25 protein-coding genes and 1 pseudogene are annotated in these 22,002 nt (G+C 38.7%); 17 read left to right on the top strand and 9 right to left on the bottom strand.

Annotation, left to right across the window (positions count from 1 at the left end; translation table 11 throughout):
* Nucleotides 1-193 precede the first annotated feature (193 nt).
* The 7 genes from O1449_RS12625 to O1449_RS12595 all read right to left on the bottom strand — a co-directional run bounded on the left by O1449_RS12625 (nucleotide 194) and on the right by O1449_RS12595 (nucleotide 4,818).
* Nucleotides 194-613 carry a roadblock/LC7 domain-containing protein gene (locus O1449_RS12625; protein WP_004664921.1) on the bottom strand — a complete coding sequence of 140 codons (420 nt, stop codon included), beginning with the start codon at nucleotides 611-613 and terminating at the stop codon, nucleotides 194-196.
* 32 nt (nucleotides 614-645) lie between these two features.
* Entirely contained in the window at nucleotides 646-1,188 is a 543-nt protein-coding gene (locus tag O1449_RS12620; RefSeq protein ID WP_269228794.1) for a GTP-binding protein, read from the bottom strand.
* An 8-nt stretch (nucleotides 1,189-1,196) separates the two neighbouring features.
* The gene (locus O1449_RS12615; protein WP_269238484.1) at nucleotides 1,197-2,156 is read right to left on the bottom strand and encodes a hypothetical protein; all 960 of its coding nucleotides are present in this window, start codon (nucleotides 2,154-2,156) and stop codon (nucleotides 1,197-1,199) included.
* A 146-nt stretch (nucleotides 2,157-2,302) separates the two neighbouring features.
* Nucleotides 2,303-2,662 (bottom strand): roadblock/LC7 domain-containing protein, encoded by a 360-nt coding sequence (locus O1449_RS12610; RefSeq protein ID WP_256415301.1) that lies wholly within the window; start codon nucleotides 2,660-2,662, stop codon nucleotides 2,303-2,305.
* 385 nt (nucleotides 2,663-3,047) lie between these two features.
* A complete protein-coding gene (locus O1449_RS12605) occupies nucleotides 3,048-3,707 on the bottom strand; it encodes a hypothetical protein (protein WP_256415300.1) in 660 nt (219 codons plus the stop codon).
* Nucleotides 3,708-3,724: 17 nt separating this feature from the next.
* Nucleotides 3,725-4,150 (bottom strand): ClpXP protease specificity-enhancing factor, encoded by a 426-nt coding sequence (locus O1449_RS12600; RefSeq protein ID WP_269238483.1) that lies wholly within the window; start codon nucleotides 4,148-4,150, stop codon nucleotides 3,725-3,727.
* A gap of 11 nt (nucleotides 4,151-4,161) precedes the next feature.
* A complete protein-coding gene (locus O1449_RS12595; RefSeq protein ID WP_269228791.1) occupies nucleotides 4,162-4,818 on the bottom strand; it encodes a glutathione S-transferase N-terminal domain-containing protein in 657 nt (218 codons plus the stop codon).
* Nucleotides 4,819-4,944: 126 nt separating this feature from the next.
* On the opposite strand from O1449_RS12595, the gene O1449_RS12590 reads away from it, so the two are divergent.
* A complete protein-coding gene (locus O1449_RS12590; RefSeq protein ID WP_269228790.1) occupies nucleotides 4,945-5,415 on the top strand; it encodes a hypothetical protein in 471 nt (156 codons plus the stop codon).
* A 67-nt stretch (nucleotides 5,416-5,482) separates the two neighbouring features.
* Here the strand turns inward: O1449_RS12590 and rpsI are convergent, their stop codons facing one another.
* On the bottom strand, nucleotides 5,483-5,869 hold the full coding sequence (gene rpsI / locus O1449_RS12585; protein WP_004640839.1) for a 30S ribosomal protein S9: 387 nt from the start codon (nucleotides 5,867-5,869) through the stop codon (nucleotides 5,483-5,485).
* A 12-nt stretch (nucleotides 5,870-5,881) separates the two neighbouring features.
* Nucleotides 5,882-6,310: a 50S ribosomal protein L13 gene (gene rplM, locus O1449_RS12580; protein WP_004664909.1), complete on the bottom strand. Its 429-nt coding sequence runs from the start codon at nucleotides 6,308-6,310 to the stop codon at nucleotides 5,882-5,884.
* 263 nt (nucleotides 6,311-6,573) lie between these two features.
* Between rplM and O1449_RS12575 the strand changes: the two genes are divergently transcribed.
* From O1449_RS12575 to der, 16 genes and pseudogenes are all read left to right on the top strand, one after another.
* Nucleotides 6,574-7,203 (top strand): hypothetical protein, encoded by a 630-nt coding sequence (locus O1449_RS12575; protein WP_269238482.1) that lies wholly within the window; start codon nucleotides 6,574-6,576, stop codon nucleotides 7,201-7,203.
* Between the two features lie 428 nt (nucleotides 7,204-7,631).
* A complete protein-coding gene (gene pdxA / locus O1449_RS12570; RefSeq protein WP_269238481.1) occupies nucleotides 7,632-8,600 on the top strand; it encodes a 4-hydroxythreonine-4-phosphate dehydrogenase PdxA in 969 nt (322 codons plus the stop codon).
* Nucleotides 8,601-8,632: 32 nt separating this feature from the next.
* The gene (gene rsmA / locus O1449_RS12565; RefSeq protein WP_269228787.1) at nucleotides 8,633-9,445 is read left to right on the top strand and encodes a 16S rRNA (adenine(1518)-N(6)/adenine(1519)-N(6))-dimethyltransferase RsmA; all 813 of its coding nucleotides are present in this window, start codon (nucleotides 8,633-8,635) and stop codon (nucleotides 9,443-9,445) included.
* Complete coding sequence (locus O1449_RS12560) at nucleotides 9,445-10,284, top strand: symmetrical bis(5'-nucleosyl)-tetraphosphatase (protein WP_269238480.1); 840 nt, start codon at nucleotides 9,445-9,447, stop codon at nucleotides 10,282-10,284. The genes rsmA and O1449_RS12560 overlap by 1 nt, the downstream gene beginning before the upstream one ends.
* A 156-nt stretch (nucleotides 10,285-10,440) precedes the next feature.
* Nucleotides 10,441-11,726, top strand: a pseudogene (locus O1449_RS12555) (glycosyltransferase family 4 protein).
* A gap of 24 nt (nucleotides 11,727-11,750) precedes the next feature.
* Nucleotides 11,751-12,302: a phosphatase PAP2 family protein gene (locus O1449_RS12550; RefSeq protein ID WP_269238479.1), complete on the top strand. Its 552-nt coding sequence runs from the start codon at nucleotides 11,751-11,753 to the stop codon at nucleotides 12,300-12,302.
* Nucleotides 12,303-12,396: 94 nt separating this feature from the next.
* Nucleotides 12,397-12,597 (top strand): Fe-S cluster assembly protein IscX, encoded by a 201-nt coding sequence (gene iscX, locus O1449_RS12545; protein WP_004664895.1) that lies wholly within the window; start codon nucleotides 12,397-12,399, stop codon nucleotides 12,595-12,597.
* 108 nt (nucleotides 12,598-12,705) lie between these two features.
* Nucleotides 12,706-13,137, top strand: a complete 432-nt coding sequence (gene ndk, locus O1449_RS12540) for a nucleoside-diphosphate kinase (RefSeq protein WP_003654870.1) — start codon at nucleotides 12,706-12,708, stop codon at nucleotides 13,135-13,137.
* 121 nt (nucleotides 13,138-13,258) lie between these two features.
* Nucleotides 13,259-14,494, top strand: a complete 1,236-nt coding sequence (gene rlmN, locus O1449_RS12535; RefSeq protein WP_269238478.1) for a 23S rRNA (adenine(2503)-C(2))-methyltransferase RlmN — start codon at nucleotides 13,259-13,261, stop codon at nucleotides 14,492-14,494.
* Nucleotides 14,495-14,511: 17 nt separating this feature from the next.
* On the top strand, nucleotides 14,512-15,315 hold the full coding sequence (gene pilW / locus O1449_RS12530) for a type IV pilus biogenesis/stability protein PilW (RefSeq protein WP_269228782.1): 804 nt from the start codon (nucleotides 14,512-14,514) through the stop codon (nucleotides 15,313-15,315).
* A complete protein-coding gene (locus tag O1449_RS12525; protein ID WP_269238477.1) occupies nucleotides 15,306-16,103 on the top strand; it encodes a helix-turn-helix domain-containing protein in 798 nt (265 codons plus the stop codon). Before pilW ends, O1449_RS12525 begins: the two co-directional genes overlap by 10 nt.
* A 22-nt stretch (nucleotides 16,104-16,125) precedes the next feature.
* Nucleotides 16,126-17,241, top strand: a complete 1,116-nt coding sequence (gene ispG / locus O1449_RS12520) for a flavodoxin-dependent (E)-4-hydroxy-3-methylbut-2-enyl-diphosphate synthase (protein WP_004664888.1) — start codon at nucleotides 16,126-16,128, stop codon at nucleotides 17,239-17,241.
* Nucleotides 17,238-18,530, top strand: coding sequence for a histidine--tRNA ligase (gene hisS / locus O1449_RS12515; protein WP_269228780.1), 1,293 nt, complete (start codon nucleotides 17,238-17,240; stop codon nucleotides 18,528-18,530). The genes ispG and hisS overlap by 4 nt, the downstream gene beginning before the upstream one ends.
* A 31-nt stretch (nucleotides 18,531-18,561) precedes the next feature.
* Nucleotides 18,562-19,260 (top strand): YfgM family protein, encoded by a 699-nt coding sequence (locus tag O1449_RS12510; RefSeq protein ID WP_269238476.1) that lies wholly within the window; start codon nucleotides 18,562-18,564, stop codon nucleotides 19,258-19,260.
* On the top strand, nucleotides 19,260-20,402 hold the full coding sequence (gene bamB / locus O1449_RS12505) for an outer membrane protein assembly factor BamB (protein ID WP_269238475.1): 1,143 nt from the start codon (nucleotides 19,260-19,262) through the stop codon (nucleotides 20,400-20,402). Before O1449_RS12510 ends, bamB begins: the two co-directional genes overlap by 1 nt.
* A gap of 176 nt (nucleotides 20,403-20,578) precedes the next feature.
* A complete protein-coding gene (gene der / locus O1449_RS12500; RefSeq protein WP_269228777.1) occupies nucleotides 20,579-21,988 on the top strand; it encodes a ribosome biogenesis GTPase Der in 1,410 nt (469 codons plus the stop codon).
* The last annotated feature ends 14 nt before the right edge of the window (nucleotides 21,989-22,002 follow it).

The raw sequence follows: 22,002 nt of genomic DNA, 5'->3' as shown, positions 1-22,002 counted from the left end.
AATAGTATTTTTTATCTCTATGAAAAAAATTTTTATAAAAATATATAATTAAAAATTAAGCAAGTGAATGCATAAATTTATCAATGGTATTTTTTAATCATATGGATAGAGTAGGCGAGTGAGGCAAGTATTTTCGATTTTGAAAATAAAAATCTGAAAGTGCATCTCACTTTCAGATTTTTTAGAAGAAAAATTAAGCTTGATCTGCATCCATAATTGCTGCACTAGCCTGCTTTAAGCTATAAAGTAACTGTCCTAAAAGAACATCTTTATTACTTAATGTCACCATCACCATTGGATGGTGTGGTGCAGGAATCGAAGTCAGGATTGCTTTACCATTTTCAGCATCAAGCGTGATACTCTGACATCCATTCAATTGAATTTCATTTAAAAATGCACTAACCATTGCTAAAATTGAACTACTTACAGCAGCTAACTTGGTGCTGTTATAAGGATTCTTTTTATAGATTGATGCCAATTCAAAGCCATCCGTAGAACAAAGCATAATGTAATCAATACCACGGATATTCGTTAAAATGTCATTCGCCTGTGTTTTTGCTAATTGAATGAGTTCTTTTGGCGCAGTGCGTTGTTGGCTTGGGATACTGAACATAATTTTTCTCTTTATTAAAGTTATTAAGTCATTTAGTTCGTTGCTTTGAGATTGACTTCCAATGCTGCAATTAAGGATTCAACCATCAGCAATATGTGTTCTTGTTTTCGGGCATCGATAAAAAACAAAGGGTATTGATATTCATTTTGAATCAACCAATCTCTATAAATTGAAGTTGTTTGACCTTTGTTCTCATCAATATGAGTAATACCAATTGATATATTTTTTGTATAGTCTTTAAATGTATCTAAATATCCCTCAAGTTCATCAAGTGGGAGTTTACTATTATGATCTACTAAAATAATAACACCAAGAGCACCTTGGCAAATAACTGGCCATATAAAATCAAAACGGGCTTGACCAGGTGTGCCATATAGTCCGATTTTGACACCATCATCTAAGGTAATTTCACCATAATCAATGCCAACCGTAGTTTGCATTTTATTATGAGCCTGACTATCTGTATTGAATGCTTCAGTTGCGAGTACTGGAACTTCAGAAAGTGATCTTATCGCTTCAGTTTTTCCAGCACCCATACTTCCAGCAAATACAATCTTATATTGTTGTAAAATCATATAATTCCTTAAAGCCCAAATCGGCGTCTAATTTTGCCGAAAAATTTATTAAAAAAGTTGTGTTGTTCAACAGGCTGTTCGGTTGCTTCTGATTTCAAATAATGACTTTCTGTTGCTGGAATAATGTCTCCATTATTTGAAATGATGCAGGCAGCAATAAATTGTTGAACCGTTTGAATTGGGATTTTTAATTGCGTTGCAACTTGTGAAAGTTGGGCTCCTTGTATAAAACATGCTGAAAGCAAAAGTGTAATTTTTCGATCCGCACTTTGACTAGGTTGAGGCCAATGTTCAATTTTAAAATATTCATTTTCATTCGGCGCAAGTTTTTGAAACTCTAAAGAATGCCAAAATAAATTCCATAACCAATCCTGTAAGTCATATTCAACTTTACGAGAAACTTTTGTGAAATCAAAAGTGGTGGCAAATTCATATTTAAAGCTATGATTGGTTTGCGTGTGTATGCGAGTTGGTTCTAACCATGCAATCTGACTACGCGTATCAATGATCGCTAAAGTCCCATGATCATCAAAAAGATGAAGACGAGCATTTTCAGGGTTTAGCATATCCTTTAAAAACTTTTCACTTACAGCGTTATGATTAGATAGAAAATCATTTTTAGGTTGTTGATTAGAAATATAACTTAGCAATCTAAGCTGTATCCAATTCTTTAAGGCATCCGTTTGTTGAAAGGGAAGGTAGAGTGTGTTGTCCTCGTCGATTTGGCAAGAACCTTGCCCCTTAGAAATTTTTAAACATGGTAATTGTTTTTGTTGAATAATACGTTGGATACCTTCAGTATCAAAAAAGTTTTCATTTATTAATAATAAATCGAGATTTGGGTCTGAAATATTGATCCAGTTGATGCCAAATTCATGAGGTATTGTTTTTCTAAGTTCTATTTTTAATTCATCTGAAACTTTTAAACTTATACCTGAAATTGCGATATTAATGCAATGTCCATTCATAGTATCACTTTAATGTTTTATAAAATATTGCATTGAACGAAATTATACTTTTACTTAAGAATGATAAAAGACCTCTTACATAATTCTAATTTTTATAATTAAAATAAATATAAGAAGTCTAATTTTAAAAAAACTTAAGATTTTAATTAAGCAAAGTCTAATTCTTTTTCGAACGTTTTTAATTCGTGGCGTGCCATTGCTAAGTTTGATTTGCTACGATCTAATACAAGGTAAAGAAATAAATTTCCGTTACTCTCTAATGGTCGAATTAGGTGATATGCTTTACCAAGTGTAATTAGAATATCTTCAATATCATCATTAAGTTTGAGTGAGTTTGCAACACGACGTTTTGCTCGAACAACCTCAGTGTTACCCGCAGCCGCCAATTCTAAATCAAGTGCGCCCCCGCCTTGAGTTGCCAGCGCCAAACCGCTTTCTGTATCTACCAACGCTGCTGCAACGAAACCATCAATATTTGTTAAGCTTTCTAATGAAATTTTAGCCATGATTTTATCTCTACTTAATACATCTTGTTTATGAATTTATATTCCCTACTTTTGCTTTTGATTCGTTTTCAAAAGTAGATAACCTTATTATAGGAAACTCTTTTATTAAATCAATAATACTTTAAAAGTGTTGAAATCACAGGAGTGCTAATAATTGACAATTTTTGTCAAATAAACAACTTAAAATACCAATTAAAGATAATAATCTAAATTTAATGTGATTTTTTTCACGATAATATTGTATTTTAAATTATCTTCCTAAATGTAAATAAATGTAAACATTTTTCTTGTTAAACTGTATTAAAACATATTTTATGAAATTTAAATTTACTATAAGTGTATGATAAAGAAAGTTTTTAAACTTTCTTTATCAATTTTTGTGCAATTAGTGTGCAAGTAATTGACTGTAAGAACAATACATGAATAGTAAAATGACCAATGCAATGAGTGGGGAAAGCAGATATGACCAGACTGGAATATTTGGCTGTTCAACCTCAATTTCTTCAGTGTGATGGATGCTAGGTTGTGCTTGATGAACCATTTGATTGAACTCCTGCATGGTGGCTTCCAGTGAAATATCTTGCTGCTCAACGGGCTTGGAACCTTTAAGTTCAGTAAGCTGGTTGGTTGACCAAACCCAATCTTCTGCTTTTCCAGATAGATGTTCTATTTGACCTAAGAGAAGCTCACTTAAACCTGTTTGACCAAAGCTACCTGTTTGGTCTAATTGATTTAATTCTGCGAATTGTAAAGTGAGTATTTCTGAAATACTTGACTCTAACTCAGAAGCGCTTAAAGCGGATTGATTATATGCAGAGGTTGTAAGATGTCTAGCTATTCCTTGGATATAAAGGGGATCAGATGTTTTTATTTCCTGATAAAGTTTTTTATTATCTTTTTTCCAAAGACTGACCAGCTGTCCAAGAGCAAGCATATTCACTTCATCAATAAAATAAAGTCTTTCTTTTGATGAGTATTGATCAAAGAGCTGTGGTTTTTGAAGTTTAATTTGTTCAGAAAAGTATTGAACTAAGTCAAATGCCATCGTGCATTTCCTCGCTTTTAATCTAGAATCCTAAGAGAAGGTTTTTTCTTATTCGGTTCGGCTTCTTGCTTTTTATCTTCTATTGGAGTTTCGATAGTCTCTTGAATATCGCTATATTCGCTTGGATCAAAAAATAAACCTTGTCCATTTTCTCTAGCATAGAGCCCTAAAACAGCGCGAATAGGTACATAAATATCTTTTGCGACCCCGCCGAAACGGGCTGAAAATGAAATAGCATCATTATCCATATGAAATTGATGGATTGCATGGGGTGCTAGATTTAAAACGATTTGTCCATCTTTTACAAATTGTTGAGGAACATCTGTGTGTTGTTGTGTTGCATCAACGAGTAAATAAGGCGTCAATTGGTTATCACAAATCCATTCATAAATGGCACGTGCAAGATAAGGGCGTGTGGGTGTAACATTTAATTGATCTGACATAATTTACAAGCTTATTTAATCATAGGAATTAAATCATTGTAGCTGTTTTTTTCTTGAGCTGTCATTGATTTAATGAAAGATGGGCGACTGAAAACACGATGACAATATAAAAAAATAGGTCGGCAATGTTGCGGTGGAAGTTCAATTCCCATACTTTTTAATCTGAGAAAAATTGGTGCCAGTACACAATCTAAGATTGAAAATGTCTCAGACATAAAAAAAGGAAAATGTTGAAATAATGGGGTAAGTGAAATAAGCGTATCTCTAAGTTCTTTCTGGGCTTTTTGTTTTTCTTGCGGGTTCAGCGTATCGGCATGTCTAAGCATTTGATCTGCAAGCTTGAACCAATCTTGTTCAAAACGCCAAATATATTGACGTTGCTCCGCTCTGGCCATTGGAGCATCCGCATAAAGCTTATTTTGACGATAGCGATCATCCAGATATTCACTAATGATATTTGTTGAAAAAAGTTTTAGATTTTGTTCAATCAACATAGGAAGTTGATTGTAAGGGTTGAGATCAGCCAAATCTTCATCTTCATGATCAGTGATAATAAGCTGATATTTAATTTGTTTTTCTGCTAATAAAAAACGAATCCAGTGTGAGCGGAAATCATCTGCATGACTGTAAAGCGTAATGCCTTGAATAGGCGTATTTTCGATGTTCATTTTCCAAAATTGAGCTGAGTCAATCGGATAGAATACTAAAACTGAGCAGTAAAATCACTGGGACTTTAATGATATCTCTTTGATCTATAATTTTGAGTGATAAAAAATTATACTCAGATAAATTTTATGCCGATTAAAAACATGTCAAAAACAATAAAACAACTGTATTCAGCTATTCCCTGTATTGAGCAGGATCCTGAATATGTGAAAGGTGCCCAAGAATTAACATTGGATCCTGAATTTCCTGACGTGGGCTTAAAAGGCACTTTTGGTTTATTTGGTTCCGACGTGTGGATATCTAATCTCAAGAAGGGTGTGATTCCACGACAGACAATTATGGGACGTATTGTAAGAGTTTATGCAACCAATAATATGGATGGATGCCGTAAACCAAATGTTATTGATATCAAAGTCGATGGGTCGAATGAGATTTTTATGGAATGGATGCATCTAAATGTTAAGTCGCAAAAAAAATATTATCGAGTCGGAAAGGAAATTCACATCTCATACTATATTGAAGAATTGAAAAGTATAGATGAGCAGACTGGGCAACATGATCAATTGAAGTGTGTTTATGAGATTTATGTAGAAATTTAATATGATGATTAGGTCAATAAAAAAACCTCGGATAAATCCGAGGTTTTTTGTCCAATTCGTAAAACGATTAACGTTTAGAGAATTGAGGACGTTTACGAGCTTTACGTAAACCAAGTTTCTTACGTTCAACTTCACGAGCATCACGAGTAACGAAACCAGCTTGACGAAGAGCAGGTTTTAAAGTTTCGTCAGCAGCGATCAATGCACGAGTAATACCGTGACGGATAGCGCCAGCTTGACCACCAATACCACCACCTTTAACAGTGATGTAAAGGTCAAATTTTTCAGTAACTTCTAAAAGCTCTAAAGGCTGACGTACAACCATACGAGCAGTTTCACGACCGAAATATTGCTCTAAAGTACGATTGTTGATTACGAGTTTGCCTGTACCAGCTGATAAGAAAACACGTGCAGTTGCGGTCTTACGGCGACCTGTACCATAATTAGTAGCCATGTGCTGTATCCCTTAGATGTCCAAAACTTGTGGCTGTTGAGCAGTATGAGGATGCTCGCTACCAGCGTACACTTTCATTTTTTTGATCATTGCATAACCAAGAGGACCTTTTGGTAACATACCTTTAACAGCTTTTTCTAAAACTGCTTCAGGTTTGTGAGCGATTAACTTTTCAAAGTTAGTCTCACGGATACCACCAGGGAAACCAGTATGGCGATAGTATTTCTTATCAAGTGATTTATTACCAGTCACTTGAACGTGTTCAGCATTGATCACAACGATGTAGTCACCAGTGTCAACGTGAGGAGTATAAGAAGTTTTGTGCTTACCGCGTAAACGACGAGCGATTTCAGTCGCAAGGCGACCTAAAGTTTTGCCAGAAGCATCAACAACATACCAGTCGTGTTGAACTTCAGCAGGCTTAGCGCTGAGAGTTTTCATTAACCACTACCTATTATAGTTGGTTTGAGCAAGGAATCGCCCAAACAAAAGGAGACCGAATTCTATATGAATTTCTAAAACCATACAAGAACAATTCATTGTTAATGTCATATTTTGCTGCAATGTGACTGATTTTGTAACTATATAACCGTTAATTTTGAGCTACATTTTTTGGCTTGAGAGGCGGTGGTATTTGACCTATTATTTTTGAATCAATTATTTGAAATAAATAGAAGTATTTACCTCTTCTTTTGGGGAATTTGATGGATTTATCGTTTTCTACAAAAATTGTTGTAGTTGTCATATTAATAGGTGTTAGTTCTACACAAGCGAACGCACGACGTTTATATAAATGGGTCGATCAGGGGAGTGTGACCAATTATTCAGAATTTCAACCTAAAGAGGGGGAAAGTCGTAAAGTTGAAGTCTTGGAAAGTCGTGGCGAGCATGTTGATCCCGCCATGATGGTGACTGCTGAAATGAAAGCGATTGAAATTCCTGATGATCAGACGAATCCTTTAGCTCAATCACCAAGTTCGTCGGTTCAGCCAAATCCTCAAGTACATCAACAATCATCGCAGACTGTGGTAAAACAAGGTGCAATCGCTTCTCCTTATACTTCTCATCCAGTAAATACAGCTCCATTACCAGAGAAGAAAGAACCACAACTCGTACAGCAGCCGCAACCTATAGACAAAAAAGAGCCGATTGCAAATCCATTTGTAGAGAAGCCGAGTAGTGCTGTGGTTGTTGCGGTAGAAAAGAAACAAGAGATAGCGGTTGTTCAACCTGAGAAAAAGGTACAACCAAAAATTAACCCGTGGACTCGTCAAGTTGAATTTGTGCCTTCTAATCTAGTGCCTGAAAATTTGCCTAAAACGAAAAAGCCTTAAAAATTTTAAATTGTTCAGTATTTTAATTTTATTCTCTTTGTTTATTGTTTCTTATGTAGGAGGGGCGTGCTGAGCGAGAGTAGAATTTGATGAATAATTATTTCAAGTGCTTCATCAGCGTTATGTTGGGCATCTAATCGCTCTAATGTTATTCCTATTTATTTTCTTTATTCGTATTTAAATTTTATTTTTATAGTTTATGTTGTTGTATTTATTGATAAAAATAAATTTATTGTTTGTCAGCTTGTAAATTTTACTTCATATTTTTTCAAAAACTTTTGCTTATATGTTTAGTGGATTGTTTTTTATTGGTGTTGGTTTGTCTATTGGATATTTAGCCAATCTTATGGGTATACATTTGCAAAACTTTCTAAATAAAAAACTTTCGGTAAACTATAATGTAATACTTAAATTAGAATTGGTGAGTCATGTTGCCTTTGTATGTCACTTCTGGCGAGCCAGCTGGAATTGGACCAGATATTTGTCTAAGTCTAGCAAACCGTGTTGATGAGCGACCGATCGTTATTCTGGCTGATATCCAGATGTTGCAACAGCGCGCCAAACAGTTAAATATTGATGTTGAACTCATTCCATTTCAAGGCGAGAAAAAGTCGAATTTAGCAGGGCAGCTTTTCGTTGAGCATGTGCCTTTAGCAAAACCTGTTATTATAGGTCAGTTAGATTCAGCCAATGCAGCTTATGTGTTAGAGCAATTACGCCGTTCAGCTGACTATGCCTTGTCAGGGCGGAGTGTAGGGGTTGCTACAGCGCCAGTGCAAAAGTCGATTATTAATAATGCAGGCATTCTATTTAGTGGACATACTGAGTATTACCAAGAGTTTGCAAGTGTGGATCGTGTGGTAATGATGTTGGCGACTAAAACATTGCGTGTTGCGTTGGCAACCACACATTTACCGTTGCGGGATGTACCTGATGCGATTACTAAAGAGCGTTTGCATCAAGTGATTGATATTCTGATTCAAGACTTAAAAAGCAAATTTAAAATCGCACAACCACGCATTCTAGTCTGTGGCTTAAATCCACATGCAGGTGAAGATGGTTATTTAGGTCGAGAAGAAATCGACGTGATTAATCCAGTGCTAGAAAGCTATCGTGCACAAGGTATAGGGATGAGTCTCTGTTTGCCTGCAGATACCTTATTTACCCCAGAAAATCTAAAAGATGCGGATGCTGTTTTAGCAATGTATCACGATCAAGGTTTACCTGTGTTAAAATCACAAGGCTTTGGTGAAACAGTAAACATTACATTAGGCTTGCCATTTATTCGAACTTCGGTCGATCATGGTACAGCACTTTCTCTTGCAGGCACTGGACAGGCAAAAGCATCAAGTTTGCATGTTGCAGTGGATTTAGCACTTGATTTAGCCCGTCAGTAATGGGCGGGTAAATTATTCACGTTGGAATTATTATGTATCAAATTAATGCCCTAAACCCTAAAGATGAAGGGCATCAGGCTCGAAAACGTTTTGGTCAAAACTTTTTACATGATCAACGTGTGATTGCCAAAATTGTACGTTCAGTGAATCCGCGTGCGGGCGAGAATATTGTCGAAATCGGACCGGGTTTAGCCGCATTGACTTCACCTTTAATTGGCGAGTGTGACGCTCTGACTGTGGTTGAACTTGACCGTGATTTAGCAGCAGGTTTACCAGGTCGTGTGCCACATCCTGAACGTCTAACCATTATCGAAGCTGATGCATTAAAATACGATTTCACGCAATTATTTCAAGACGGTCATCCACTTCGTGTCGTTGGTAATCTGCCTTATAACATTTCTACGCCTTTGTTGTTCCATCTCTTGGAGTTTGGCGACAAAGTTAAAGACATGCATTTCATGTTGCAAAAGGAAGTGGTTGATCGTATTACGGCTGTACCCAATACGAAAGAATATGGTCGTTTATCGGTGATGATCCAGTATTACTGTAAACCAACTTTCTTATTTGAAGTGCCACCAGGTTCATTTAATCCGCCACCAAAAGTGACATCAGCCGTATTTCGTTTGGAACCTTATGACGTTAAACCGATCGTAGCAAAAGATGAAAAGGCATTAGCTCGCTTGGTTGGACATGTTTTTACCCAGCGTCGTAAAACTTTACGCAATAGCTTAAAAGGTATGTTGGCTGAAGATGGTTTTGAAAAAGCTGGTGTTGATCCGATGGCACGACCAGAAACCTTGAGTTTGGCTGATTTTGTCGCACTTTCTGATCAGATGGTGTCTTAATGTCTAAACGCTATAACTATGTCATTGGTGATGTGCAAGGCTGTTTCGAGGCATTGAAAGCATTATTGAAAGAAATACGTTTTGACCCAGACCAAGACTTTTTATGGTTTGCGGGTGATTTGGTTGCACGTGGCGAAAATTCGGTCGGTGCATTGCGCTTTATTAAAAAACTGGCTGATCGTGGCGCTGCTGCAACTGTACTGGGTAATCATGACCTGACCTTGATTGCTTGCGCCCGTGGATTTAAGAAAGCCAAAGCCAAAGATCGTACTCAGGACGTGATCGATGCGATTGATGGCGATGAGTTGATTGATTGGTTGCGTAAACAGCCGTTAAGCCTAACTCCAAATGCACAGACCTTAATTACTCATGCAGGTGTGCCGTGTATTTGGAATGCCGAAAAAACCATTGCGCTTGCTCAGGAAGTTCAACATGCGGTAGGGCATGAGGATTTATCTGTTTTAGATGCATTTTTGGTTGAAATGTATGGTGCTCAACCTGATTTGTGGTCGGATGATTTAACAGGCTCAGCTCGTTTACGTTGTATCACAAACTATTTAACACGTATGCGTTTAACGGATGTTGATGGACGGCTAGAGTTTGAGTTTAAAGATGCGTTAGACGCGCCGATGCCAATAGGGTTTAAGCCATGGTTTGAGTTTGAAAGCCAAGCAGCCCAAACCCATCAACTGATCTTTGGGCATTGGGCTGCGTTGCAGGGTAAAACCATTAGCCAGAAAATTCAAAATGTCGATGGTGGTTGTGTTTGGGGGCAACAATTGGTGGCCTATCGTTTAGAAGATCAACAACTTTTCGCAGTGGATAATCCTTTGGCTTGATCAACCTGTGATCTCTTTTAAATGCCCATTTTTATATTGAAATCGGGCATTTTTTATTTTAAGACTGTCAGAAAACTGTCATGTGCTGATCATTAAAGTGTCAAAAAATACTTATAAGCTAAAAGCATGAAAATAACGACACAAATGGATGGCGATATGCAAAGTACATACGCGACATCTCTATTAAAGCAAGAACCGTTTCCAGAAAGTTTTAAGTTTCATTTTAAAAGGAAACAACTTAAAAATAAACAAAATGAATTGGCTGAACTTCGTGATTTAGTTCGTCCACGTTTAAGAATTGCAATCGTCACTGAAACATGGCCACCAGAAATTAATGGTGTCGCATTATCTATGATGCAATTATGTCAGGGGCTACAACGGCTTGGACATAAAATTCTATTGGTCAGACCTATACAAAAAACGATTTGTACAGAATTTTTACCTGAACAAGAATGCTTGGTGATGTCTCAGCCTATTCCAAAATACCCAAGTGTTCAATTTGGTTGGCCACAATATCTTAAAGTCTCTAAAGCATTTGAACAGTTCGCACCTGACGTGGTGCATATTGTGACTGAAGGTCCATTAGGTTTAACAGCGCTACAAGCTGCAAAGTCAAAAAAAATCGCCGTATCGAGTGGATTCCATTCAGCTTTCCAAGATTTTAGCCGTTTCTTTGACTTGGCTTTTTTAGTCAAACCGATTCAACGTTACCTAACATGGTTCCATAACAGTACAGATGTAACGTGTGTACCCAGTCAATACACGGAACAAGCACTACGTGGATTTGGTGTGACTTGTCCTTTAGTTGTTGTTGGACGGGGTGTGGATACTGCGAAGTTTTCCCCAAAACATCGTTCACAGCAATTACGCCAACAATGGGGGGGGATGCTGATACCCGTGTAATGCTGTATGTCGGGCGCTTATCACCAGAAAAAGAAATTGATGTCTTAATTAAAGCTTTCCATGCTTGGCAGAGACAGCAAGGTGAAAATACAAAATTTGTAATTGTTGGAGATGGGCCTGATCGTATTCGTTTGAGTAAATTAGCGACATCAGAAGATATTATTTTTACTGGTAGCTTAAGTGGTAAGAATCTTTCAGCCGCTTATGCAAGTGCAGATGTTTTCGCATTTGCTAGTCAAGCTGATACGTTTGGAAATGTAGTGCTAGAAGCAATAGCTAGCGGATTACCAGTGATTGCTTATGATTACGTATGTGCGCATCAGCATGTCAAACACGGTGTTACAGGTTGGTTGAGTCCTCTAGGGCAGACCGCAGATTTAACCCAATCCATTTGTCATTTGCCAGCTCTCCCAGAACTGAGACAAATGGGTTTATTAGCAAGTGAAACTGTACAAGAAACCAGTTGGCAGTTTCCTGTACAACAATTAGAACAAGCACTTTATCAGGTGGTGAAGGAACCTCTTATGAACTCTACCTAAAGTATCCTCAGAAAGGAGAAAAGTATGAAATTTCAAAATGCAAAAATAAAAATACTCGATTTAGATCTAAAAGGGTGTGTATACCTTAATCATCTCTCCCAGTCACAACGCATTGCCTTATTTTTTAAAACGATTAGTCGTTTGGGCGATGGACCATTTTGGTATGTTATGTTGTTATCAGTATGGATCGCACAAGGTTTGGCATACGGTCTGCAAATTCTATATTTGCTCGTTGCAGGTTCTGTTGGTACGGGGATTTATAAGTTTTTAAAGCATAAAACGACTCGACCACGCCCTTATCAAGTTCACCAAGTGATTGTGCTGGGCGAGCGACCACTAGACCACTTTAGCTTTCCATCAGGGCATACTTTACATGCGGTAATGGTCACCATTACATTAGGCTATATCCAACCGTTGTTATTAATTTTGATGTTGCCATTTACGATTCTGGTTGCATTGTCCCGCATGATTTTAGGATTACATTATCCAAGTGATGTGATCGTGGGGGCGGTGATTGGTGCATCCGTTGCTAGCTGTATTATTTTGTTGGCACCAAGCTTCAATATCGTTCTTTAAATAATTTAACGGGTTTTAATGATAGAAGACTATTTTTTAAATCTTGGGATTTGTTAAAGTACGTTCAATCACACTCATTTATTCAGGTTGTTGTATGGGCTTACGTTGGACAGATACGATTGATATCGCAATCGAACTTACTGAAGCACACCCAGATGTAGATCCTCAATGGATTCGTTTTACTGATTTACATGCTTGGGTTTGTGCTTTGCCAGATTTTAATGATGACCCAAATAAGTCGACGGAAGGTTTGCTTGAAGCGATTCAAATGGCTTGGTTGGATGAAGTTCGTTAAAAAAACATCAGAAATCACTGAACTTTTACAGATTCAAGCTGATTATTAGCGATGACATCGGTATAATGCGGCAAATTTTTTAGTTTACACCATAAATAGGAGTCAATCATGGCGATTGAACGTACTTTATCTATCGTAAAACCAGATGCAGTTTCTAAAAACCACATTGGTGACATTTTTGCTCGTTTTGAAAAAGCGGGTTTAAAAATTGTTGCGACTAAAATGAAACACCTTTCTCAAGCTGATGCTGAAGGTTTTTATGCTGAGCACAAAGAACGTGGTTTCTTTGGTGATTTAGTTGCATTCATGACTTCTGGTCCAGTTGTTGTTTCTGTTCTTGAAGGCGAAAACGCAGTTCTTGCTCACCGTGAAATCTTAGGTGCTACAAACCCTAAAGAAGCAGCTCCAGGTACAATCCGCGCTGATTTCGCTGTAAGCATCGACGAAAATGCTGCTCACGGTTCTGACTCAGTTGCTTCTGCTGAGCGTGAAATCGCTTACTTCTTTGCTGATAACGAGATCTGCCCACGCACTCGTTAATCCAAAGTATTCAAGCCAGATAAGTGGTATACTACTTATCTGGTTTTTTATTTTTTATAGATTGAGTTGTGTGAAAACTGCACAGCATTTTCTAGCGCTGATATCGTTTAGGTAAATATACATGAGTTCTGTAGTGGTCGTTTCATCTGAGAATGTCGATGAAAAACAACAGTCTTTAACTACGTCTGTCGTTCAAGCTGCCGATAAGAAAGTAAATTTACTTGGCATGTCTAGAGCTGAATTAGAAAAGTTCTTTGAAGACTTAGGCGAAAAGAAGTTTCGTGCTAGTCAAGTCATGAAATGGATACATCAGTTTTTCGTCACTGATTTTGCTGAGATGAGTAATATTTCAGGCAAGTTACGTGAAAAATTAGAAAAGATTTGTGAAATTAAAGCCCCAGAGGTGGTACACCGTAACTATTCTAAAGACGGTACGCGTAAGTGGGTGTTCCGTGTTGGTGAAGGTGAAGGCTCTTTAGTCGAGACGGTACTGATTCCCGCAGAAGATAAAACAGGTGCGCGTAAAACCTTATGTATTTCTTCGCAAGTGGGCTGTGCGTTGGATTGTTCATTTTGTTCGACTGGAAAGCAAGGTTTTCAGCGTGATCTGACGCCAGCAGAAATCATCGGTCAGTTATGGATGGCAAATTATTCTTATATGGAAGATGTGCCTGTTGCTGAGCGAGAACGTACAGTGACCAATGTCGTGATGATGGGTATGGGTGAACCTTTACTTAATTACGATGCAGTACTCAGCTCAATGCAGTTAATGTTAGATGATTTTGCCTACGGAATGTCTAAACGCCGTGTGACCTTATCAACATCTGGTGTTGTTCCGAAAATTGACCAATTGGCACAAGATATTGATGTTGCATTGGCAATTTCACTGCATGCACCAAATGATGAACTACGTAATGAATTGGTTCCTATTAATAAAAAATATCCATTACAGCAACTTATTGCTGCGTGCCAACGTTATTTAGCTAAAGATGGTAATGAAAGCTCACGTCGCCATGTCACGATTGAATATGTGATGTTGGAGGGTGTAAATGATCACCCTGAGCATGCACAACAGTTATTAAAATTATTGAAAAACTTGCCAAGTAAAATCAATCTGATTCCATTTAATCCATTTCCACATGCACCTTATGGGCGTTCAAGTCGTAATCGAATTATTGCATTCCAAAAAACTTTGTCTGACGCTGGATTTGTGTGTACGATTCGTCAGACACGTGGCGATGATATCGATGCTGCATGTGGTCAATTGGTAGGACAGGTTGCTGACCGTACGCGTCGTGCGGAACAGTGGAAGAAGAAAGTGGCGCAACGACAAGAAATTTTGCGCACACAAGGATAAAACTTGGGGATATAGCGTTGAATACAACTCGACTAAAAACGATTATAGTGCCAACTGTTGTGTTTACAGTACTAGGGTTAACTGCTTGCCAATCTGCTACAGGATTAAAAAAAGATCCAGAAAAGGCAGTGCAAGTTCGTTCTCAACTGGCTGCTGAATATATTCGTACAGGTGATTTGGATTCCGCTAAACGTTCTCTTGATCAAGCTTTAAATATTGATTCGCGTGATGCAAACGCCAATATGATGATGGGGATTCTACTGCAACAAGAAGGCAGTAAGTCCAATATGGAAAAAGCAGATGCTTATTTTAAGCGTGCGATTTCTTCAGAACCAGATAATGCACAAGCTCGTAATAATTACGGTACATATTTGTATCAAATGCAACGTTATAATGAAGCGATTGAGCAATTTACCCGTGCAGGTGCAACCTTAGGTTATGAACAGCGATTTCAATCGTTGGAAAACTTAGGGCGAATCTATTTAAAGTTAGGCGATGTTGCGAATGCTGAAAAAGCATTCAAACAAGCGCTACAAGCAAATCGTAACGCAACTATTTCAATGTTAGAGTTGGCAGAAATTTTCTATTTGCAACAAAATAATAGAGATGCATCGCAACTATACGAACAGTATGTTCGTAATGTGGGGCAAAAAAACCAAGGTGCGCGTGCACTTTGGATTGGTATACGCATTGCTCGATCGAGTGCGGATCAATTAGGAATGCAAGTGTTAGTGAATCAATTACGAGCATTATTTCCTGATAGTCCAGAATATCAACGTTATTTGCAATTACAGTACAGTACTGAGGCCGTATGGAAATAAATCCAAATTCACATCAGCCAACTGGCTCAACCTCGCCATCGTCAACGTTAGGAAATATTCAACGACCTGGTGAGTATTTGCGTCAAATTCGTATTGCACAAAAGAAAGAACTTGAAGAAATTGCAAGCGTATTGAATATGCCCGTTAAAACATTAACGGCATTAGAGCAAGATGATTATAAATCATTACCTGAGGCGACCTTTATCAAAGGTTACTATCGAGCTTATGCAAAATATTTACATGCAGACGCAAGTGTGATTATTCAGCGTTTTGATGAAATTTATGTTAATGATACTGGCCTTAAAGCAAACCATGCCTTGAATAATTCTCCTATCAAGATCATGGGTAAACTATCTGGTTCGAAAAGTGTACGTAATCGTAAATGGTTGAAGCGTATTGCTATTTTAGCTGCTGTTTTAGTTTTGGGTTGGTTGGCAGTGATGGCTGTACAAAATTGGACATCTAGCCACAAAGATGATGAAGTTGAAGCGCCTAAAGCAAAAAGTTCTGATGTCGAAATTATACCGATGGGAACCACAACGAACCCAACTTCTGGCGATCAGTTAGTTTTGAACTTTAGTCGACCAACATCTGTGCATATTGTTGATGCAACAGGTAAAGTATTGGCAACAGGTCGTCAAGCATCTACATTAACTTTGAGTGGTGAATCACCATTCCAAATTCGTTTAGATGATGCAACAGCTGTATCCTTGACCTTGAATCAGGAGCAAATATCTTTGTCTCCATATACGGTTAATGGAAAAGCAGAATTCCGTTTGTCTCGTTAATGCCAAAGAGTAGAGCTATACGATGATTGTGAATCCAATTAAACGCCGTCCGACACGTAAAATTCGTGTTGGTTCAGTGTATGTCGGTGGTGATGCCCCGATCAGTGTTCAAAGTATGACCAATACTGAAACCTGTGATGTGGATGCAACTGTAGCGCAAATCCAGCGCTGTGCAGATGCAGGTGCGGATATCATGCGTGTTTCTGTACCGTCAATGGAAGCAGCAGAAGCTTTTGGGGCAATTCGAAAACGAGTCTCTGTACCATTAGTTGCCGATATTCACTTTGATCATCGTATTGCTTTAGCAGTTGCGGACTATGGCGCAGATTGTTTGCGCATTAATCCAGGCAATATTGGTTCGGATCAGAAAGTACGTGAAGTTGTTGCTGCGGCAAAACATCATGGTATTTCCATTCGTATCGGTGTGAATGCAGGATCATTGGAAAAAGATTTACAAGTGAAATATGGTGAGCCAACAGGACAAGCTTTGCTTGAATCTGCAATGCGTCATATTGATATTCTAGATCGTTTAGATTTCCATGAGTTTAAAGTCAGTGTTAAAGCATCCAATGTGTTTTTAACCATGGATGCTTATCGTTTGCTGTCTCAACAGATAGATAATCCACTGCATCTTGGTGTGACTGAAGCAGGTATTTACCGTACGGGTACAGTCAAATCAGCAATTGCCTTGGGCGGACTGTTGATGGAAGGCATTGGCGATACCATGCGTATTTCGCTCGCGGCTGAACCTGAGGATGAAATTAAAATCGGTTTTGATATTTTAAAATCGTTGGGCTTACGCTCAAATGGGATTAACTTTATTGCTTGCCCAAGCTGCTCACGTCAAGAATTTAATGTGATTCAAGTGATGCAGGCTTTGGAAGAGCGCCTAGAAGATATCCGTACACCGATGGATTTATCTGTGATTGGATGTAAAGTGAATGGTCCTGGTGAAGCTAAAGAGGCGGATATCGGTATCGTTGGCGCATCACCACGTTCACTGGTCTATCGTAATGGTGAAAAAAGTCATTTAATTGACACAAATCAGTTGGTTGATGAAATTGAAACAATGGTTCGTCAACGTGTTCAAGAGCTTGAAGAAGCTAAATCTAAAGAAATTATTCGTAGTTCATCATGAGTTCAATTGTCGCGATCAAAGGTTTTAATGACACCCTTCCAACACAAACTGCTGCTTGGAGAAGTCTGGAACAACAATTAGCATCTTTAATGGATGCTTATGGCTATCAACAAATCCGTTTACCGATCGTTGAACAAACGGGTTTGTTTAAGCGTGCCATTGGTGATGCAACCGATATCGTTGAAAAGGAAATGTATACCTTTTTTGATAAAGGTACTCCGCCTGAATCGCTAACTTTGCGTCCAGAAGGTACGGCTGGATGTGTGCGTGCGATGTTGGAACATAACTTATTGCGTGGCGCAACACCGCGTGTTTGGTATGTGGGTCCAATGTTCCGCTATGAAAAGCCACAAAAAGGTCGCTATCGCCAGTTCCATCAATTTGGTGTTGAAACTTTTGGTGTGGCAACGCCAGATATTGATGCAGAAATCATTTTAATGACGGCTCGCCTATGGAAACGTATGGGTGTAGCAGCAAATGTTCGTCTAGAACTCAATACTTTAGGTGAGACGGATGAGCGTGCGGAATATCGTGCTGCTTTGGTTGAGTTTTTAAATCAGCACAAAGATGCATTAGATGAAGACTCACAACGCCGTTTAAGTACTAATCCATTACGTATTTTAGACTCTAAAATTGAATCAACACAAAAGATTTTAGAAAATGCACCAAAGTTGCATGATTTCTTAAAAGAAGATTCGATCAATCATTTCCAACAGTTACAACAGTACCTCACTGATGCAGGCGTTGAGTTTGTAATTAATCAGAAATTAGTGCGTGGTTTGGACTACTACAACAAAACTGTATTTGAATGGACTACAACGATGTTGGGTTCACAAGGAACGGTTTGTGCAGGCGGTCGTTACGATGGCTTGGTAGGACAACTGAAAGGTAAAGCAGATCAATCTGTACCTGCAGTTGGTTTTGCAATGGGTATGGAACGTTTACTGTTGTTGCTTGAGCAGGTTGAACAAGCCCAAGAAGTACGTGATTGTGAAGTTTTCTTATTGGCTGAGCCTGCATTTCAAGCTAAAGCTTTAGTATTAGCAGAGCAAATCCGTGACCAGTTAGAAGCAGCAAGCAGCTCAATTCGTCTGAAAACAGGTTCACAAGGCAGTATGAAAAGCCAAATGAAAAAGGCTGATCAATCGGGTGCAATCTATGCAGTGATTTTGGGTGAGCGCGAGTGGGAATCACAACAGCTTTTGGTCAAAAAGCTAGCAACGGGTGAGCAGGCGCAGGTCGCTTTAACTGAGCTGACATCTTTTTTTATCGAAAAATTTAAACAATAAATTGCACAATATTTAGGGAAAGGACAATCACATGAGTTTAAGTGATGAAGAACAGCTCGACCAATTAAAGTCTTTTGGCAAAAAATATGGTTCTGCCATGATTAGCGGGATTCTGATTGCCTTGATTGCCTTTTTCGGATGGGAGTATTGGCAAAAGAAAAATTTAGCTGAGGCACAGAGCCAAACGGCGAAAGTACAAAAATTGATGGACGAAGCTAAGGCTGCATCAGGTCAACCAAATGCTTTCGCTACAGTATCTGAAGCAGCAGATAAAATTGTGAAAGATGATGCTAACTCGGTTCAGGCGATTCAGACCCAATTTATCTTGGCGAAGCTTGCTTATGATAAACAAGACTATGCTGCAGCTGAAAAAGCATTAAAGAAAGTTGAAAACTCAAAAGTTAAAGATGCGGGTTTGCTGCAAATTGTAAAAATACGTTTAGCGGATTCACAATTAGCACAAAAGAAATATGATGAGGCGCTGAAAACCTTATCAAACGTGACTGAACCAGCGTTTAAAGCAACTGCAGAAGAGTTACGTGGTGATATTTTTGTTGCAAAGAAAGATACTGCATCGGCGCGAAAAGCATATCAAAGTGCTTGGGGTAGCCTCATTGAACGTAAACAAGAGCGTCAGCTTTTACAAATTAAACTCGAAAGCGTTGGTATTTTAGTAGATGATCCTGAAATTGAGCGCCCGATCTTAGATACCAAAGTGGATGAGTCTTAATGCAGAACAAACTAAAATTACCTTTGGCAATTGCAATTGCTTCAGCTTTATTAATTGGATGTTCAACCAATAAAGTAAAAGAAGTGAAACCGAATCCGTTGCCAAAAATTACGCAACAGCAAGGCTTAAATCTGGTCTTTTCTCAAAGTGTTTCGTCAACAAATGCAGCAGAAGCTTTGCGCTTGCAGTTAGATACAGATAACGGTGTAATTTTTGCGATTGATCCAGATGGTCAGGTTTCTGCTTATAAAGATAAGCAGCGTCTTTGGAAAAGTAAGGTTACTAAGCAAGAACTCACTGCCGGTGTAGAAGCGGGTGAGGGTATTGTCATTATTGGTAATCGTAAAGGTGAGTTATTTGCTTTAGATCAGGCTACTGGTAGCCAAAAATGGTCTGCCAAATTATCTGGTGCGATTTTGTCTCCTTCACTCATTCAATCGGGACGGGTTATTACGATTGCAAATGACGGGACTGTATTTGCGCATGATGCTGTTACTGGACAGCAGGTGTGGGCATATAAATTACCAAACGTTCAGTTTAGTTTACGTGGTCAACCTGCACCCGTTCGTTTAGATGAACGCACTGTTGTTGTTGCATCCGCGAATGCTTATGTTTATGCATTGGATGTAATTAGTGGCGTGCCGCGTTTCCAACGTCGAGTTGCAGTAAGTGATGGTCGTTCGGATATTCAACGTCTGATTGATGTTGTCGGTGACCCAGTTGTTGCAGGCCAATATCTGGTAACAACCAGTTTCCAAGGACAAGTCACAACTACTGATCTTGCAACACAGCGTGTGGTGTGGAGTGAGGAAGCAAGTAGTACCAATAGCGCTGAAGTTTCAGGTGATAAAGTTTTTGTCTCGACTGCAGATGGAAAATTGAAAGCTTATAATTTAGCGACAGGCGAACTACTTTGGCAGAATGAGGAATTACTTAACCGTCAATTGAGTAATCCTGTGATGCTTGGACAGAACCTTGTGGTTGGCGATTTAGATGGAGTTATTCATTTGATTGATCCAAATACAGGGAAGTTGATTGGTCGTGCGAAAACCAGTGGTGAAGTCCGTTCACTGCGTGTAATTGATAATCAGCTTTACGTTGCAACTCGAAAAGGTGTATTAAGCATTTGGCAGAATCGTTAATTTTGCCTTAGCTTGTGGTAAAATGTTTAATTAGCAATTGCTAATAAAAGAATGATCGGGGTATTTGTTTGAATAAAACCCCGAATTTTTATTGTGATTATTTGATCACCAAAATCTTCCATACTGTTTCTGATACGATGTCATCAATGATGGCTCGTCTGAATTAAGGTTAATTTATGAAACCCGTTATTGCGCTTATTGGTCGTCCAAACGTCGGAAAATCAACGCTATTTAACCAAATCACTAAAAGTCGTGATGCTTTGGTTGCTGACTTCGCTGGTTTAACTCGTGACCGCAAATATGGCGATGCGGTGTATCAAAATAAATCATTCATCGTCGTTGATACGGGTGGTATTGGTGAGAATGAAGGCGGTATTGACTCATACATGGCGGAGCAGTCAAAAACTGCCATCCATGAAGCAGACATTATTGTTTTTGTTGTGGATGCGCGTGCAGGTTTGTTGGCATCAGATGAACAGATTGCTCGTGAATTACGTACCTTAGGTAAGAAAGTCTATTTAGTTGCCAATAAGGTTGATGGTGTTCATGCAGAAGCCGCGCTAGTTGAATTCTATAAACTTGGTATGGGAGAACCTATTCAAGTTGCGGCCAGCCATGGTCGTGGTGTACAGCAAATGCTTGAGGAAGTATTAGCTGAAGTGCCAGAAGATGAAAATCCTGAAGAACATAACAAAAATACAGGTTTGCGTTTGGCGATTATTGGTCGTCCAAACGTGGGTAAGTCGACTTTAGTCAACCGCTTGCTTGGCGAAGAGCGTGTAGTTGCATTTGACCAGCCTGGTACTACGCGTGACTCAATTTATATTCCTTATGAGCGTGATGGTCGTCAATATACGTTGATTGATACCGCTGGCGTACGTCGTAAAGGTAAAGTTGATGAAATGATTGAGAAGTTCTCAATCGTGAAAACATTACAAGCGATCAAAGATGCTCACGTGATTGTTGTTGTGCTCGATGCGCGTGAAGGGGTCGTTGAGCAAGATCTACATTTAATTGGTTATGCATTAGAAGCTGGTCGTGCCATGGTGATTGCCATTAATAAATGGGACAACATGACCGAATATGATCGTAAGCAATGTAAGCTTGATGTTGATCGTCGTTTTGACTTTATTCCTTGGGCGAAAGTACATTTAATCTCTGCATTACATGGAACTGGTGTGGGTGATTTATACCCAACGATTCATCGTGCTTATGATTCATCGCATTTAAAAGTTTCACCAGCAAAATTAACGCAGATTTTGAATGACGCGACTGACGCGCATCAACCACCTATGATTAGTGGTAAGCGTATTAAAATGCGTTATGCACATATGGGCGGACAAAATCCACCAACAATCGTGGTTCACGGTAACAAAGTGGATAAAACCCCTGCTGATTACCGTCGCTATTTGGAAAATGTGTTCCGTAAAGTGTACAAGCTTGAAGGTACACCTGTGCGTATTGATTTTAAAACCTCAGAAAACCCATTTGAAGGTCGTAAATCTCAAGTTGATGAGCGTGTTGCAGCACGTAAACGTCGTTATGTACAGAAGTTTAAAAAGGCTGAGAAAAAATTCAAGCGTTAAGCTGATTTTGATAT

The sequence above is a fragment of the Acinetobacter sp. TR3 genome (assembly GCF_027105055.1).
Taxonomy (GTDB): domain Bacteria; phylum Pseudomonadota; class Gammaproteobacteria; order Pseudomonadales; family Moraxellaceae; genus Acinetobacter.
Note: the sequence above shows the minus strand (reverse complement) of the source record. Positions and strands in the feature narration are given on the sequence as shown.

What these genes read in the sequence shown, in the direction of transcription:
- O1449_RS12620 (WP_269228794.1), bottom strand. Translation starts at nt 1,188, where the DNA reads ATGATTTTACAACAATATAAGATTGTATTTGCTGGAAGTATGGGTGCT.
- rlmN (WP_269238478.1), top strand. Translation starts at nt 13,259, where the DNA reads ATGAGTTCTGTAGTGGTCGTTTCATCTGAGAATGTCGATGAAAAACAA.
- rplM (WP_004664909.1), bottom strand. Translation starts at nt 6,310, where the DNA reads ATGAAAACTCTCAGCGCTAAGCCTGCTGAAGTTCAACACGACTGGTAT.
- O1449_RS12605 (WP_256415300.1), bottom strand. Translation starts at nt 3,707, where the DNA reads ATGGCATTTGACTTAGTTCAATACTTTTCTGAACAAATTAAACTTCAA.
- O1449_RS12625 (WP_004664921.1), bottom strand. Translation starts at nt 613, where the DNA reads ATGTTCAGTATCCCAAGCCAACAACGCACTGCGCCAAAAGAACTCATT.
- O1449_RS12610 (WP_256415301.1), bottom strand. Translation starts at nt 2,662, where the DNA reads ATGGCTAAAATTTCATTAGAAAGCTTAACAAATATTGATGGTTTCGTT.
- pdxA (WP_269238481.1), top strand. Translation starts at nt 7,632, where the DNA reads ATGTTGCCTTTGTATGTCACTTCTGGCGAGCCAGCTGGAATTGGACCA.
- ispG (WP_004664888.1), top strand. Translation starts at nt 16,126, where the DNA reads ATGATTGTGAATCCAATTAAACGCCGTCCGACACGTAAAATTCGTGTT.
- bamB (WP_269238475.1), top strand. Translation starts at nt 19,260, where the DNA reads ATGCAGAACAAACTAAAATTACCTTTGGCAATTGCAATTGCTTCAGCT.
- der (WP_269228777.1), top strand. Translation starts at nt 20,579, where the DNA reads ATGAAACCCGTTATTGCGCTTATTGGTCGTCCAAACGTCGGAAAATCA.
- O1449_RS12550 (WP_269238479.1), top strand. Translation starts at nt 11,751, where the DNA reads ATGAAATTTCAAAATGCAAAAATAAAAATACTCGATTTAGATCTAAAA.
- ndk (WP_003654870.1), top strand. Translation starts at nt 12,706, where the DNA reads ATGGCGATTGAACGTACTTTATCTATCGTAAAACCAGATGCAGTTTCT.
- hisS (WP_269228780.1), top strand. Translation starts at nt 17,238, where the DNA reads ATGAGTTCAATTGTCGCGATCAAAGGTTTTAATGACACCCTTCCAACA.
- O1449_RS12595 (WP_269228791.1), bottom strand. Translation starts at nt 4,818, where the DNA reads ATGAACATCGAAAATACGCCTATTCAAGGCATTACGCTTTACAGTCAT.
- O1449_RS12590 (WP_269228790.1), top strand. Translation starts at nt 4,945, where the DNA reads ATGCCGATTAAAAACATGTCAAAAACAATAAAACAACTGTATTCAGCT.
- O1449_RS12510 (WP_269238476.1), top strand. Translation starts at nt 18,562, where the DNA reads ATGAGTTTAAGTGATGAAGAACAGCTCGACCAATTAAAGTCTTTTGGC.
- rsmA (WP_269228787.1), top strand. Translation starts at nt 8,633, where the DNA reads ATGTATCAAATTAATGCCCTAAACCCTAAAGATGAAGGGCATCAGGCT.
- O1449_RS12600 (WP_269238483.1), bottom strand. Translation starts at nt 4,150, where the DNA reads ATGTCAGATCAATTAAATGTTACACCCACACGCCCTTATCTTGCACGT.
- iscX (WP_004664895.1), top strand. Translation starts at nt 12,397, where the DNA reads ATGGGCTTACGTTGGACAGATACGATTGATATCGCAATCGAACTTACT.
- O1449_RS12615 (WP_269238484.1), bottom strand. Translation starts at nt 2,156, where the DNA reads ATGAATGGACATTGCATTAATATCGCAATTTCAGGTATAAGTTTAAAA.
- O1449_RS12525 (WP_269238477.1), top strand. Translation starts at nt 15,306, where the DNA reads ATGGAAATAAATCCAAATTCACATCAGCCAACTGGCTCAACCTCGCCA.
- O1449_RS12575 (WP_269238482.1), top strand. Translation starts at nt 6,574, where the DNA reads ATGGATTTATCGTTTTCTACAAAAATTGTTGTAGTTGTCATATTAATA.
- O1449_RS12560 (WP_269238480.1), top strand. Translation starts at nt 9,445, where the DNA reads ATGTCTAAACGCTATAACTATGTCATTGGTGATGTGCAAGGCTGTTTC.
- rpsI (WP_004640839.1), bottom strand. Translation starts at nt 5,869, where the DNA reads ATGGCTACTAATTATGGTACAGGTCGCCGTAAGACCGCAACTGCACGT.